The 14,792-nt window shown below is 69.2% G+C and carries 13 protein-coding genes; 4 read left to right on the top strand and 9 right to left on the bottom strand.

Features of this window, described 5'->3' with window-relative positions; translation table 11 throughout:
• The 9 genes from VF330_RS40845 to VF330_RS40885 form a co-directional block, all read right to left on the bottom strand.
• The coding region (locus VF330_RS40845) for a hypothetical protein (RefSeq protein ID WP_330857129.1) at positions 1–524 on the bottom strand (524 nt) is incomplete at its 3' end.
• Between the two features lie 116 nt (positions 525–640).
• On the bottom strand, positions 641–1,360 hold the full coding sequence (locus VF330_RS40850) for a hypothetical protein (RefSeq protein WP_330857130.1): 720 nt from the start codon (positions 1,358–1,360) through the stop codon (positions 641–643).
• 127 nt (positions 1,361–1,487) lie between these two features.
• Positions 1,488–3,707, bottom strand: coding sequence for a hypothetical protein (locus tag VF330_RS40855; RefSeq protein WP_330857131.1), 2,220 nt, complete (start codon positions 3,705–3,707; stop codon positions 1,488–1,490).
• The gene (locus VF330_RS40860; RefSeq protein WP_330857132.1) at positions 3,700–4,455 is read right to left on the bottom strand and encodes a hypothetical protein; all 756 of its coding nucleotides are present in this window, start codon (positions 4,453–4,455) and stop codon (positions 3,700–3,702) included. The genes VF330_RS40855 and VF330_RS40860 overlap by 8 nt, the downstream gene beginning before the upstream one ends.
• A 68-nt stretch (positions 4,456–4,523) precedes the next feature.
• The gene (locus VF330_RS40865; protein WP_330857133.1) at positions 4,524–5,297 is read right to left on the bottom strand and encodes a Crp/Fnr family transcriptional regulator; all 774 of its coding nucleotides are present in this window, start codon (positions 5,295–5,297) and stop codon (positions 4,524–4,526) included.
• A gap of 349 nt (positions 5,298–5,646) precedes the next feature.
• On the bottom strand, positions 5,647–5,802 hold the full coding sequence (locus VF330_RS40870) for a hypothetical protein (protein WP_330857134.1): 156 nt from the start codon (positions 5,800–5,802) through the stop codon (positions 5,647–5,649).
• A gap of 7 nt (positions 5,803–5,809) precedes the next feature.
• Positions 5,810–6,118: a three-helix bundle dimerization domain-containing protein gene (locus VF330_RS40875; RefSeq protein ID WP_330857135.1), complete on the bottom strand. Its 309-nt coding sequence runs from the start codon at positions 6,116–6,118 to the stop codon at positions 5,810–5,812.
• 42 nt (positions 6,119–6,160) lie between these two features.
• The gene (locus VF330_RS40880) at positions 6,161–8,074 is read right to left on the bottom strand and encodes a hypothetical protein (RefSeq protein ID WP_330857136.1); all 1,914 of its coding nucleotides are present in this window, start codon (positions 8,072–8,074) and stop codon (positions 6,161–6,163) included.
• Between the two features lie 22 nt (positions 8,075–8,096).
• Complete coding sequence (locus tag VF330_RS40885; RefSeq protein WP_330857137.1) at positions 8,097–9,029, bottom strand: heme o synthase; 933 nt, start codon at positions 9,027–9,029, stop codon at positions 8,097–8,099.
• A gap of 253 nt (positions 9,030–9,282) precedes the next feature.
• Here VF330_RS40885 and tkt point away from each other — a divergent pair, with 253 nt between their 5' ends.
• From tkt to VF330_RS40905, 4 genes are all read left to right on the top strand, one after another.
• On the top strand, positions 9,283–11,373 hold the full coding sequence (gene tkt / locus VF330_RS40890; protein WP_330857138.1) for a transketolase: 2,091 nt from the start codon (positions 9,283–9,285) through the stop codon (positions 11,371–11,373).
• A complete protein-coding gene (gene tal / locus VF330_RS40895) occupies positions 11,370–12,482 on the top strand; it encodes a transaldolase (protein WP_330857139.1) in 1,113 nt (370 codons plus the stop codon). The genes tkt and tal overlap by 4 nt, the downstream gene beginning before the upstream one ends.
• A 25-nt stretch (positions 12,483–12,507) precedes the next feature.
• Positions 12,508–14,094 (top strand): glucose-6-phosphate isomerase, encoded by a 1,587-nt coding sequence (locus VF330_RS40900; protein WP_330857140.1) that lies wholly within the window; start codon positions 12,508–12,510, stop codon positions 14,092–14,094.
• A 50-nt stretch (positions 14,095–14,144) separates the two neighbouring features.
• Positions 14,145–14,792: glucose-6-phosphate dehydrogenase (locus VF330_RS40905; protein ID WP_330857141.1), on the top strand; the 648-nt coding region annotated here is incomplete at its 3' end.

Genomic DNA, 14,792 nt, shown 5'->3' on the forward strand with positions numbered 1-14,792 from the left:
GCCGCCCCCGTCTCCGAGGACCGCGCCTTGCACAGGGAGACGATGTTCTCCAGCACGTCCGTCCGGCCCACGGTGGCCTTCACGAGGCTCGCGCATCCCTTCGTGGGAAGGCCGTCCGTGGCCAGGACCAACCCCCGCTCCCCCGAGCGCGTGCTGAGCTCCTGATAGCCCGCCGTCACGGCTCCCAGCACGTCGGTGCCGGAGTCGAGCGGTGCCTCGGAGGCTGCCTGAGTGACGAAGTCCTGCAAGCACTTCGTCGCGGTCGCGTCGGCACTCGCCTTGTTCTCCTGGCTTGCACCCGCGTCGGTGCGCAGGTTCCGCTCGACCCAGCGCACGCTGGTCGCGGTGCCGGCGAACGACCCGATCGACACGGTCTGGCCGGCCGCGACCGCCTTCCCCAGGCGGTCGCGCAGCACTGTCGCGTAGTCCGGAGACTTGCCCTCGTCCGCCGACCTCGTCGAGTTCGAGGCGTCCAGCAGCACGACGAGGGCTCCGCCCGGTTCCTTCTCCCCCTTCTTCTTCATCCACTCACAACGGGGACCTGAGGCAGGCTCGGCGGCGCACGCGGTGAGCAGTGCTCCCGCGCACACAACGACCGCGACCCCGGCCACGACTTTTCGGAACACGATGTCCTCCCCTTCTACTGAGCCGAGTTCCGGGCGTTGTCCTCGAAGGCGTCGGCCAGCGTGCTGGCCGTGAGCCCCTGCTGCTGCATGAACGAGCGCACCGCGAGGTCGTAGGCGTTCGCGAACTCGTAGAGCCCGACCTGCAGGTGGTCACGGGTGGCGGTGTGCAGGACGGTCACGAGGTCCGTGGCCGACTTCTTGCGCTCCGCCGCAAGCTCCCGGAAGACCTTGGAAACTTCGGGATCCACGAGCCGCGCGGCATGCACGACGGTGATGGCGTCGCCGAACTCCTCGACGACCTGCTGCCAGCCCTGCAGCTCGCAGCGGACGTTCTCCAGGTGCCGCAGCTTGAGCATGTGGTCGCAGTCCATGCCGACCAGCTGCTCGTAGTAGCCCGCCTGTTTGTCGCTGATCCGGGAGTCGCTGTTGACGCGGATCCTGACCTCGCACCGGACGCTCTCGTTGTCGGGTCCGTAGCACCAGCTGCCGCCGAGCCGCTCGTTCATCTTCAGCTCGGCCGAGTACGGGTCGTGCGGGTAGAAGTCACGCCCGACCGGCCAGATCCGTTCCAGCACGTCGTGGCGCAGGCTCGCCCTGTGCAGCTCGACGCGGTCGACCAGGTCGCCGTACGAGCAGTTCCTCGCCGACCACAACACGCTGTAGCGCACCGAGAAGTCGAAGCCCTCGGCCCGGCTCGGGAGCAGCAACGGCTCCGACTCGACACGCCGCTCCACCACCTCCAGGATCGGCGGAGGTACGCCGGGTCCGACCTCGGAGACCGCCGGCCGCGGACGCCCGACGAAGAAATCCTTGAAACGTCGCCAGAGGCCACGCTTTTCCTTGTCTGCCATAGTTCTCTCCTCAGAGTTCGTCGGCTATCCGGTTGAGCAGGTCCGCTTCGGGGTGCTGGGCGCGCCAGAGCTTCACGTTGAACCGCGCTCTCGTGACCAGGTCTGGCCGGCGCAGGAGGTCGAGAACGAACTTCTCGACCTCGGTGCCCAGGTCTGCCTCGTGGTCGCCGCGCAGAATCCACTGCAGCAACGTGTTCCACGCACGCCGTCCGGTGAGCGACTCCGTGAGCGCGACCTGCCACAGGGCCCTCACCCTGGTGCTCGCTTCCTCGTTCGAGACCATGAGCTGCATGAGCACCGGCCAGACGCCGTCAGGTGAGTTGTTCAACGACAGGAACACGATGGAACGGGCAGCGTGCGCCAACGTCTGCTGGCCCGCGTCGACCCACAGCTTCAGCTCGTTCAGCAGCAGGTTCGCGTTCTCGGGCCGGTAGAGCTCGGTGATCGCGTACGCGACGGAGCTGCTTTTCATCAGCAACGGGTGCATGGCCACCGCACGCAGACCGCCGAGTGAGTTCTCCACCGAGACAGTGCCGATGTCGGTGGCGTACGCGAGCGCCGCGGTGTCGTTCATGTAGTGGTTGGAGCTGAGCGCCCAGTCCGCCACCTGACGGGTCACCCGCGACGTCAGCTGCCGGTTGTGCGCGGCGAACTCCAGCGCCCAGGCGGCGGCTTGACGTCGCCTGTACCCCTCCGCGGTGGCCCACCTCCGGATCAGCTGTTGATACAGGACGCTGAAGTCGTGGGTCGCCAGGTAGCCGGCCGTCATCGCGGCCCGCAGGACGATCCACTTCCGGTTGTCGTTCACCAGGGCGTCGAGCCACAGCAGCAGCGGCGGTCTCGTCGCGCTGTCGAAGTCGTTCCAGGCCACGTCCAGCAGGTGGTGTGCGAAGGAAGGGTCGACCAGCTTGGCCCTGCGCACCTCGTCTGTGGTCACGGTGGACCGTCCGGATACGCGCATCTCCTCGCCGAGCAGATCCTCGACTCCCTGTCCGAAGACCGGCTGGATCTTGGACATCCGGGTCGAGCGGTGGCTGGTCTGCAACGCCGCGTAGAGCAGTCGCGCCGCATCGGCCACGTCGGTCAGCGAGTAGTCCTCGAACACCGCGTACGCGAGCCGGGCCGCCAGCTCACGATGCCTCTTGCGCGTCTCGGCCAGCGAGCCTGACGCCTCGATGCGCACGAGGACACGGGAGGCGACGTCCCGCAGCTGCGTCCCGACCAGGGAAAGCGCCTCAGCGGGTCTTCTTCCCAGGTCGAGACCCTCGATCAACCGGCGGGCCAGCTCACCGACCTGGTGGGGTAGCGGGGACTTGTCGAGATGCGCGGAGATCTCCTCGTCCATGAGGCACTCGTCGATGAACCCGGGTGGCGCGCCCTGCACCGATGTCAGCCCGTGCTGGAGGTGCCTGATCAGGACCGATCTCGGATCCGGTGGTTCGTGCACCATGGCGTACGGGTGCAGGGAGTGGTCGGCCTTCGCCATGGACGGGCCGATGACGATGACGCAGGCGTCGTTGTCCATGGCCCAGCCGGCCAGCGAGGCGAGCGTGGACTGCCGTACGGGACGCTTCTGCTCCAGCTCGATGACGTGCGCGTGTCCCGGCAGGAGAACCGACCTGCGATCCTCGTCGACGAGAGTCGCGAGGTCGACACCCTCGTCGAGGTCGACCATGATCACCCGATCCTGCGCACACAGCTCCGCGCCGAGCGTGATGGCGGTCGACAGCCGTCCGCTTCCCAGCAACCCGCACAGGTAGACGAGCCCCGACGCCTTCAACAGGTCACGAGCCGCCGTGTACCAGGGGAACGGCGCATAGGTGGTCGTCGTCGTGTACGTCGTGAGCCGGCCCGCTCGGGCTGTGACCCGCTGGTTGGAGAAGTAGTAGCTGAAGTTGTTCTGCTCGGAGTTGGAGCCCATGAGTGTCGGCCCATGGGACCTGACACTGCCGATGACCGTCCGCCCCGGCACGTCGTAGCCGAAGGCACGCATGCCCTCGCTGCGCTGACGCTGGAACTCCGCGGTGCGGTGGGCCCACTCACCGGACGGCCTGGCCTCCCGATGCGCGTCCGGCTGCGGCAGCTCATCGTCCGGCTTCCACGCCTGACCCGGCTCCGGCTCTTCCGGAGAGTCCGCCGGTTCCGGCACAAGCTCCGGCTCCTGCTCCGGTGGCGGTTCCGGCGCCGATGGTTCGTTCTCGGGCTCGAGGCCCGGGTCTTCATCAGTCATCTGCTTCTCCGGTTGCCCTGTCGCGAGGTGGGCGCGTTGTCTGGGGGCCGTAGTTGTGCACCGTCTGGGAGTTGCCGCTCCCGATCACGGAAGGCCCGTGGGAGGTCACCGACCTGATGTAGGTGGAGGGGCCCGGCTGCGGGCGTGGCTCACTGCGCGGGCCGGACGGTGCGGCGTAGGGCTTGCTCGCGCCGCCTCGTTTTCCGTTTCCCGGCAACCAGAGCCAACCGCTGACCTCCCGGTCCTTGACGCGGTCGTGCATGAAGGTGAACTCGGCGGGATCGACATCGCGGCCGCCCTCGACCGCGTCGCCGTAGAAGGCCTCGGTGAGCACCACCGCGAGGTCGACACCGTTGTTGCGCCGCAACACGTCTCGCAACGTCTCCGACTCGCAGAGCCGGGCGGCGCGGACCACCGCAGCCCCGTTGATGTGCTCACCGTGGCGGATGACGTCACCGTGGTCGATGGCAAGCCTCACGCGCAGACGACCGGCGTCGTTCATCATCGCGTTGAAGTTGCGCAGGGCGGTTCGGAGCTCGCGCACGAAGTCCGCGGCGATCACCGACTTGGGAACCCTGGACGGCGCGGCGAGGACGGCACTGTCACCGGTGACCCGGTGGAACCAGTCGTCACCCACGAACGGGCAACGCTCCTTGGCGGCGGCCAGCACCTTCTCCAAAGCCTTGTCCAGGTGGACCTGCCTGAGGATGGTGCCTTTGCTCGAGGACGCGGTGTCCAGTTGCAACACGGTGTGGGGGTAGGGCTGTTCGTCCATCTTGTTCGCCTCCGCGATAGGTGACTGGAGGCGAACAACATCTATCCGTGTGAGCGGGTACCACTACATCCAGTGATGCCATTGGCCGTTTCTTTACCGGACTGGTCCGGCATCGCGGCGGCAAGACAGGCGACGCACGGCACGACGAGTGCGCCGTACTCGGGCCGTACAAGTCGGCGCAGGCGCAATGTCTTGATCGCGCGCTGCACGGAGATCCTCGACACGTTCACGATCTGCGCGAGCTCGTCCTGCGTCAGTTCGATGCGGACGGTCTGGTCCTGTCCGGCCCCGCGGAACACGGAGGCGAGCTTCACCAGCTCGGACGCGAGTCGCCACGGCCCTTGGTAGGCGGCGAAGTCGAGGCGGCGGCGCTCGGCGGCTCGCAGGCGCGCGGACACCAGCCTCGCTATCTCCAGCGACGTGCCGGGACTTTCCCGCACGAGCTCCGCGAAGCGGCCGCCGGGCACCTCCGCGTAGCTTCCGGCGCCCAGCGCGATCACCGAGGCGGACCGCCTGCGCCTGTCCAAAAAGGCCATCTCACCGATGAGGTCGCCTCTGCCGAGCAAACCCAGCAGGTGCGTGCGGCCGTGCGCGTCGCGCGTCTCGGCCTTGAGCTGGCCGGTGAGCACGAGCGCCACGGAGCTACCGACCTCGCCCTCACGCATCACGACGTCTTTCGACTCGAAGTCGACCTGCCGGAACCCGCTGAGCAGCTCGCCGAGGTCCTTGACCGACACTCGCGCGGCGAAGCTCTCCGGCGGCCAGTTCTCCGGCCCCGCCGCCGGCGGCACAATTTTTCTGCGCGGTATGCCCATGGGCTGAGCCTTTCCGTACGTCCACGTCCTAGCGCACGATGCATCGAAATTGCGCGCGACAACGTAACTCCCCGTTGCGAACACTGGGCCGCAAGGGTGATTTTCAGTCGCAGTTCGGTAGCATTAGTAACGATGGTAATCGCTGGCAGCAGGCATGACTGCGCCAGATGGCACACAATTCCATGCCAGCCAGGAAAGAAGTTGGCCAGCATTTGTCCACGTTTCCCTCACGGGGATTTCCGTGGGGCACCGAGAAGGCTTCCTTCGCCTCTGACGACGACCCGAGCCGGACAGCCCGCTTTTCGCGTACTCCGCAGGACGCCGCTCTGTTCCGTCAACACCATGCCGATCAAGCGCTCGCCCGAGCGTCGTTGTCGCCCGCCCTCGCCAGGATCTTCGCGCAGTCCTGGGAGCAACTCGTCCACGGGCGCAGCAGACCCGCCGGGAACCGGCGACCTTCACGGCGCAGAACCACCTCGTCGGTGCCGGTCACTGCGCCGATCACCAGGACGCTACTTCGAGGTCACCTGCGGCGGCGCGAGCCACGCCGTCTGCTGGACGGGCATCCGCACGCCGACGGCGGTGAACGCGAGGTCGCGCGCGGCACGGCGGGCCGTTAGCACGGCGAGGTGCGCGGTCACGGTCGCCGTGCGGGACAGGCCCTCGTGCGCGGCCGCGGCGGCCTCGTGGATCTCGTCCTCGGTCACCCCGCCCTCGAAGCGGCGGGTCAGGTCCTCGACCGCCTGGCGCAGTTGTGCCTCCGGGTTCAGCATGTCCGGCACAACGGCCCCGCGGCCGCCGCGGTTCACGCCGTGACCCACCCGAGACGAGGTTTCACCCGCACGGTCGCCCCGCGGCCGGGGTCAGCGCAGGCGCAGGTCCGCGCCCGCGTGCAGGGTGAGGGCGAGCCCGAGCACGTTGCCGCGGCCGATCATCTCCCAGCGCGTCTGCCGCACCGCCTCGCCCGCGGGCATGCCGCCGGCGAGCCTGGCCAGCAGCATGCCGCTCACCCAGCCGGCCATGCCCTGGTCGACGGCCACCTCCGGGCACACCACGCCCGCGGCGCCCGCCCTGTTCACGAACGCGTCCACCAGGTGCGCCGCCGGGGACGTCAGGACGACCAGCGGCCGGTGGGGCCAGCCCTCGACGTCGACGGACTCCAGGACGCCTTCGCCGTAGACGAGGTTCAGCACGTCCGCGCGTTCTTCCGCCAGGGCGCGCGACAGCCTCGACGGGCTGACGTACGCGGAGGAGATCGTGTCCGGCGGCAGGAACGACATCAGCTCGGCCACGTGCCGCTGGGTGAGCGCGCGGTCGAGGTCCGGGTCGACGACCAGCGCCACCTGGACCTGCCGCTGGGCCGGCGCGACCTGCCACGCGAGTGGTCCGGCCGGCTGTTCCAGCACGCTCGACAGGCCCCAGAAACCGAAGGGGCACAACACGTTCCCGCTGTGGTCCGGTTCGGGGCAGCGCGGCGGCACCGGGCCGCCGGCGCCGAACGGGCCGAACCGCGACACCGACGAGCACAGCCGGTGCGGGCCCGCGGTGAACGGCAGGTCGTAGACGCTCGCCCACGGCAGGCGCGTCGCTCCGGCGACGGTGATCACGCCGCCGCGCCGGACTCCCCCGCCGCCGGGGAACAGCCGCCCGTGCAGCGCCGCGCCCCGCACCGCGAACGCGGCCAGGTCCTCGCAGTACGCCGGGAAACCCTTGCCGTACCAGGGATCCAGCCCGGCCACGGCGGGCAGTTCGACCGGGGCGTCGAGGCTCGCCCAGCGCAGCTCGCGGTCGGCCGCCACCAGGGCGCGCTCGCCGAGCACGAGGACCGAGGCGGTGCGCGACGAGAGCGGTCCGAGGTCCGCGAACGTCCGCGAGAGCCGCAACCGCGGCCGCACGACCGACTCACCGCCGCCGACGGGCAGCACCACCTGCTGCACGTGCACCGGCACCACACCGCGGTAGACGACCAGCTCACCGCTCCACGGCACGGACGCGTACGGCGTCGTCACGGCGAAGCTCACCCACGGGCTGCCGCCCTCCACGGGCAGCACGAACGACTCCGCCTGCACGTCGCGGCCGTTCATGCCGAGCACGGCCTTGAGCTCCAGGTCGCCGGGCAGCGGCACGGCGACGTCCCCGACGCGCACCCAGACCTCGTAGTCGGCGCCCGGCCGCAGCGCCCCGGCGATGCCCTCGGTGGCGCCGGGCAGCGCGACGACGACCGACACGGCCCTGTCGACGGACGGGGGCGGCGCGGGCAGCTTCGCGTACGTCATCATCCGGCGGCGTTCCAGCTCGCGGAACAGCCACAGGGCGTCCTCGACCCTCGCCTCGCCGGGACCGCGGGGCCGCGCCAGCACGACGTGCGGGGCGCTCCAGCCCACCAGCATCGCGGCGCTGTCCACACCGGACACCCAGGCGTGCACGGCTGTGAAGAGCACGACGGGTCGTCCGAGCCTGCGCAGCACGGCGACGATGGGCGCGGAGTCCCACGAACGCGTGTCGTGCAGCGCGACGACGTCGCCGGGCACGTCGCTGATCGACGGCAGCGCCGAGGCCGAGGCGAAGTGCCGCAGGTCCACCACCGCGCACCGCAGCGACCGGACCCGCGTGGTCACGACGGTCGACGCGGCGAAGCCCGGGGTGAGGCCCTGGCTCACCCGCGCCCACCCGCCGGGATCGGTGACCACGACGAGCGACGTCGACGGGGTCAGGGCCGCGACGAAGTCCAGTGGTGAACCTTCACCACCGGTGACGGTGAACTCAACGGGCGCCACAGCCGTACGCCTGGAGGTGCAGCTAGAACGGCCAGCCGAGCACCGGCAACCCGACGACCGCGTCCACGGCGAGCCCGCAGAACACGAGCATCAGGTACAGGTTCGACATGTGGAAGAACTTCATGGTGTTCGTGGAACCGCCGCGGCGCACGACGTTGTGCAGCTTGTGCGCGAAGACGGCGAACCACACGCCCGACGCCGCCGCCACGGCCACGTAGATCCACGAGGTGACGGGCGCGAGGGCGAGCGTGCAGACGACGGTGATCCAGCTGTAGATCACGATCTGCCGCGTCACCTGCTGAGCTGTGGCCACCACGGGCAGCATCGGCACGCCTGCGCGGGCGTAGTCCTCCTTGAACTTCATCGCGAGGGCCCAGGTGTGCGGCGGGGTCCAGAAGAAGATGACGCCGAACATGACCAGCGCCGGCCACTCCACCGTGCCCGTCACCGCCGACCAGCCGATGATGACGGGCATGCACCCCGCCATGCCGCCCCAGATGATGTTCTGCGAGGTGCGGCGCTTGAGGACCAGCGTGTAGACGAAGATGTAGAAGAGGATCGTCGCGACCGCGAAGGCGGCCGACATCAGGTTGACGAAGATCCAGAGGAACGCGAACGAGAACACGCCGAGCGCGATGCCGAAGATCAGGGCGTTGCGCGGCGGGATGGCGTTGTGCGCGAGAGGCCTGGCCGCCGTCCGCTTCATCACCGAGTCGATGTCGGCGTCGACGAAGCAGTTGAGGGCGTTCGCCGACCCCGCGGCCAGGGTGCCGCCGGTGAGGGTGCAGGCGATCAGCCACAGCGGGGGCAGACCGTGCTGCGCGAGCAGCATCGCCGGGATCGTGGTGATCAGCAGGAGCTCGATGACCCGCGGCTTGGTGAGCGCCACGTACGCGCCGACGACCTGGCGAGGCGACCTGTTCGGGGCCTCGGCGACGAGACTGTCGGCACTCATCGGGTGAACGCTCCTCGTGTCGAAACAGGTGTGAAACCCGGCGACTGATGGTAACCGCGCAAAGAATTCACAGCCCGTTCGGGTGCTGGTGTGCCTCGGCACACATGTGCCTGGGAGCTTTCGGAGCACCTTCTGAATCTCTCGGGACTAGGCTGGCCGGAGGACGTGGGAGAGACGTGGGTCAGGCTCTTCGGGATCGATTCCGAACGAGTCGCCGGCCCGCCCTAGCGACAAAGTTTGGAGCTGTAAGTCCGTGACCGTCACCGACGACATCGCCCGGCTCACCAAGGCCGATCTGCCCGACGACTGGACCGAGCTCGACAAGCGCGCCGTCGACACCGCGCGCGTGCTCGCGGCGGACGCCGTGCAGAACGTCGGCAACGGCCACCCCGGCACGGCGATGAGCCTCGCGCCCCTCGCCTACACGCTGTTCCAGCGCGTCATGCGGCACGACCCCGCCGACCCGGACTGGGTGGGCCGCGACCGGTTCGTGCTCTCCGCCGGCCACTCCAGCCTGACGCTCTACATCCAGCTGTTCCTGTCCGGCTACGGCCTGGAGCTCGACGACCTCAAGACCCTGCGCAAGTGGGGCTCGAAGACGCCGGGCCACCCGGAGCACGGCCACACCAGGGGCGTCGAGATCACCACCGGCCCGCTGGGCTCCGGTCTCGCCGCCGCGGTCGGCATGGCCATGGCCGCCCGCCGCGAGCGCGGTCTCTTCGACCCGTCCGCCGCGCCGGGGCAGAGCCCGTTCGACCACCACGTCTACGTGATCGCCTCCGACGGTGACATCGAGGAAGGCGTCACCTCCGAGGCCTCGTCGCTCGCGGGCACGCAGCAGCTGGGCAACCTGGTCGTCTTCTACGACGACAACAAGATCTCCATCGAGGACGACACGACGATCGCGCTGTCCGAGGACACCGCGGCGCGCTACGAGGCCTACGGCTGGCACGTCCAGGTCGTGGAGTCCGGCGAGAACGTCAAGGGCATCCTCGAGGCCGTCGAGAAGGCCAAGGCCGTCACCGACAAGCCGTCGTTCATCCTGCTGCGCACGATCATCGGCTACCCGGCGCCGAACAAGCAGAACACCGGTGCCGCGCACGGTTCCGCGCTCGGCGTGGACGAGGTCAAGGCCACCAAGGAGGTCCTCGGCTTCGACCCCGAGCAGACCTTCGAGGTCGCCGACGAGGTCCTGGCGCACGCCCGCGAGGTCGTCAAGCGCGGCGAGCACGCCAAGGCCGAGTGGCAGAAGAGCTTCGACGCGTGGGCGTCGGCCAACGGCGAGAACAAGACGCTGTTCGACCGCCTCGTCTCCCGCGAGCTGCCGCAGGGCTGGGACGCCGACCTGCCGGTCTACGAGGTCGGCGGCAAGGAGATCTCGACCCGCAAGGCTTCCGGCGAGGCCATCAACGGGCTGGCCAAGCACCTGCCCGAGCTGTGGGGCGGGTCGGCCGACCTGGCCGAGTCGAACCTCACGACGATCAAGGACGCCAAGTCGTTCGGCCCGGAGTCGATCTCCACGGGCATGTGGAGCGCCGACCCGTACGGCCGCGTGCTGCACTTCGGCGTCCGCGAGAACGCCATGGGCATGATCCTCAACGGCATCGCGCTGCACGGCCCGACCCGTCCGTTCGGCGGCACGTTCCTCGTGTTCTCCGACTACATGCGCCCCGCGGTGCGGCTGGCGGCGATCATGCAGGCCGCCGTCACCTACGTGTGGACGCACGACTCCATCGGCCTGGGCGAGGACGGCCCGACGCACCAGCCGATCGAGCACCTCGCGTCGCTGCGCGCGATCCCGGACTTCGCGGTCGTCCGCCCCGGTGACGCCAACGAGACCGCGTACGCGTGGAAGGCCACGCTCGAGCAGCTCGGCCCGGTCGGGTTCGCGCTGAGCCGGCAGAACCTCCCGATCCTGGAGGGCACCTCCGCGGAGGGCGTCCAGCGCGGCGGTTACGTGCTCTTCGGCGACGACGACCCGGAGATCGTGATCATCGGCACGGGCTCCGAGCTCCAGGTGGCGGCCGAGGCCGGGAAGGTGCTGCAGGGCGAGGGCGTTGCAGTGCGCGTGGTCTCCATGCCGTCCGTCGAGTGGTTCGAGAAGCAGGACGCCGAGTACCGCGAGTCGGTCATCCCGTCGTCGGTCAGGGCGCGCGTCGCGGTGGAGGCCGGGATCGCGCAGCCGTGGTACCGCTACGTCGGCGACAACGGCGAGATCGTGTCGATCGAGCACTTCGGTGCCTCGGCCGACTACCAGGTTCTGTTCAAGGAGTTCGGCTTCACGACGGAGAACGTCGTCGCCGCAGCGCGCCGTTCCCTTGACAAGGTGAGGGGTAACAAGTGAGCAAGCCGCATCTGGAAGCACTGTCCGCAGCCGGAGTCTCGATCTGGCTCGACGACCTGTCCCGCGAACGGCTGACCAGCGGCAACCTGGACGAGCTGATCCGCGACTGGAACGTCGTCGGCGTCACGACGAACCCGACGATCTTCGCGGGCGCGTTGTCCAAGGGCGAGTCCTACGACGAGCAGGTCCGCGAGCTCGCGAACCGGGGCGCCGACACCGAGGCGACCATCCGCGAGGTCACGACGACCGACGTGCGCAACGCGTGCGACAAGTTCCGCGACATCTACAACTCGACCGGTGGTGTGGACGGCCGCGTCTCCATCGAGGTCGACCCGCGCCTGGCGTTCGAGACGGACAAGACCGTCGCCGAGGCGCAGGACCTGTGGAAGACCGTGGACCGGCCCAACCTGCTGGTGAAGATCCCGGCGACCGAGGCGGGCATCCCCGCGATCACGAAGGTGATCGCCGAGGGCATCTCCGTCAACGTCACGCTGATCTTCTCCGTCGAGCGCTACGAGAAGGTCATGGAGGCCTACATCGCGGGCCTCGAGCAGGCCAAGGCCAACGGCCACGACCTCCGCTCGATCCACTCCGTCGCCTCCTTCTTCGTCTCGCGCGTCGACACCGAGATCGACAAGCGCCTCGACAAGATCGGCACGGACGAGGCCAAGGCGCTGCGCGGCAAGGCCGCCCTCGCCAACGCCTGGATCGCCTACGGCGCGTTCGAGAAGACGTTCCAGGGCGAGCGCTGGGAAGCCCTCAAGGCGGACGGCGCGCACGCGCAGCGCCCGCTGTGGGCCTCCACCGGTGTGAAGGACCCGAGCTACTCCCCCACCCTCTACGTCGATCAGCTCGTCGTGAACGACGTCGTGAACACGATGCCGGAGAAGACGCTGCAGGCCGTCGCCGACGCGGGCAAGATCACCGGTGACACCGTCACCGGACGCGCCGCGGAGGGCCAGGAGGTGTTCGACCAGCTCGAAGCCGTGGGAATCGACCTCCAGGACGTGTTCGTCGCGCTGGAGACCGAGGGCGTCGAGAAGTTCGAGAAGTCCTGGGAAGAGTTGCTCGAGACGGTGACGAACCAACTGGCGAAGCTGAAGGGCTGATCATCAAGTGACCTCCGTCGACATCGTGAGGTCACCGAACGCCGACCAGGTCAGCACGATCGCTGCTGACCTGGTCGCGGATTCGGTGCCGAGCAAGCTGACCGCGCAGGACCCGACCCTGTGGGGGCCGGAAGCCGAGTCCGAGGCGAGCATCCGCCTGTCGTGGACGACGTTGCACGAGACGTCCAGGGCGCTGCTCCCCGACCTCGTCGCGCTGCGCGAGGACCTGCACGCCGAGGGCGTCGACCGCGTCGTGCTCGCCGGGATGGGCGGCTCGTCGCTCGCCCCCGAGGTGATCACGCGGACGCAGGGCGTGCCGCTGGTCGTGCTGGACACCACCGATCCCGCCCAGGTCGCCGACGCGCTCGCCGGCGACCTCGAGCGCACCGTGATCGTGGTGTCGTCCAAGTCCGGTGGGACCGTCGAGACCGACAGCCACCGGCGCATCTTCGAGAAGGCCTTCACCGACGCGGGCATCGACGCCGCGTCGCGCATCGTGGTGGTCACCGACCCCGGCTCGCCGCTGCAGAAGGCGTCCGAGGAGGCCGGCTACCGCAAGGTGTTCCTGGCCGACCCGAACGTCGGCGGCCGCTACTCGGCGCTGACCGCGTTCGGCCTGGTGCCGTCCTACCTCGCCGGCGCCGACGTCGAGTCGCTCCTCGACGACGCGGCCGAGGTCGCGAAGGTCGTGTCGCAGGACAACGTCGACAACCCCGCGGTGCAGCTGGCCGCGATCTTCGGTGCCGCGCACGCGCACGGCGCCGAGAAGGTCGTGTTCGCCGACACCGGTTCCGGCATCAAGGGCTTCGGCGACTGGGCCGAGCAGCTGATCGCCGAGTCGACGGGCAAGAACGGCACCGGCCTGCTGCCGGTCGTCGTCGAGGGCCCCGGCGCTCCCGGCTTCGTGGACGCCCGCTCGGACGCCACGACCGTCGCGATCGGACCGGCCACCGGTTCCGCGAGCGTCGCGGTCGAGGGCGGGCTCGGCGCGCAGTTCCTGTTGTGGGAGTACGCGACCGCGCTCGTCGGCAGGGTCCTAGGGATCAACCCGTTCGACCAGCCCGACGTCGAGGCCGCGAAGAAGGCGTCCCGCGCCCTGCTCGACGCGCCCGCCGCGTCGGCCACCGTCCCGTCCTTCGTGGACGGTCCGGTCGAGGGCCACGGCACCGACTGGGCGCCGCGCAAGGTGCACACCGTCGCCGAGGCGCTCGCCGCGCTGGTCGAGGTCGCGCCCGACCACGGCTACATCTCGGTTCAGGCGTACCTCGACAGGATCGACGACGCGTCCTTCGAGCTGCTCCGCGCGGAGATCGCGAAGAAGACGCACCTGCAGACCACGTTCGGCTGGGGTCCCCGCTTCCTGCACTCGACCGGCCAGTACCACAAGGGCGGTCACCAGAACGGCGTGTTCGTCCAGATCACCGGCGAGTCCGGCGACGACCTGGAGGTGCCCGGCCGTCCCTACACGCTCGCGCAGCTCCAGCTCGCGCAGGCGCTCGGCGACGGTCAGGTGCTCGCCGAACACGGCCGCCCGGTGCTGCGGCTGCACCTGCAGGACCGCATCGCCGGTCTGGCCCAGCTCGTCGAGGCAGTCCAGGAGGACGGCTCGTGACCACATCCGCCAAGTGGCGCAACCCGCTGCGGGACGCGGCAGACAAGCGCATGCCCCGCATCGCGGGCCCGAGCGCGCTGGTCATCTTCGGTGTCACCGGTGACCTGTCGCGCAAGAAGCTCATGCCCGCGATCTACGACCTCGCGAACCGGGGTCTGCTGCCGCCGGGCTTCGGTCTCGTCGGCTTCGCCCGCCGCGACTGGGCCGACCAGGACTTCATGAAGGTCGTGCACGACGCCGTCAAGGAGCACGCGCGCACGCCGTTCAACGAGGCCGTGTGGCAGCAGCTCGCCGAGGGCATCCGGTTCGTGCAGGGCACGTTCGACGACGACACCGCGTTCGACAACCTGGCCTCGTGCCTGGCCCAGCTCGACACCGAGCGCGGCACGGGCGGCAACCACGCGTTCTACCTGTCGATCCCGCCGGGCGCGTTCCCGACGGTGGTCAACCAGCTCAAGCGCGCGGGCCTCGCCCAGACGTCGCACGACCAGTGGCGCCGCGTCGTCATCGAGAAGCCGTTCGGCCACGACCTGAAGTCGGCCAAGGAGCTGAACAAGACGGTCAACGAGGTCTTCCCCGAGGAGTCGGTGTTCCGCATCGACCACTACCTCGGCAAGGAGACCGTGCAGAACATCCTGGCGCTGCGGTTCGCGAACCAGCTGTACGAACCCATCTGGAACTCGAACTACGTCGACCAC

It is taken from the genome of Lentzea sp. (assembly GCF_036380075.1).
Classification (GTDB): Bacteria; Actinomycetota; Actinomycetes; order Mycobacteriales; family Pseudonocardiaceae; genus Lentzea.

Bases quoted from the DNA above. Each gene is read 5' to 3' on its own strand.
- VF330_RS40885 (WP_330857137.1), bottom strand. From the start codon at position 9,029: ATGAGTGCCGACAGTCTCGTCGCCGAGGCCCCGAACAGGTCGCCTCGC.
- VF330_RS40865 (WP_330857133.1), bottom strand. From the start codon at position 5,297: ATGGGCATACCGCGCAGAAAAATTGTGCCGCCGGCGGCGGGGCCGGAG.
- VF330_RS40855 (WP_330857131.1), bottom strand. From the start codon at position 3,707: ATGACTGATGAAGACCCGGGCCTCGAGCCCGAGAACGAACCATCGGCG.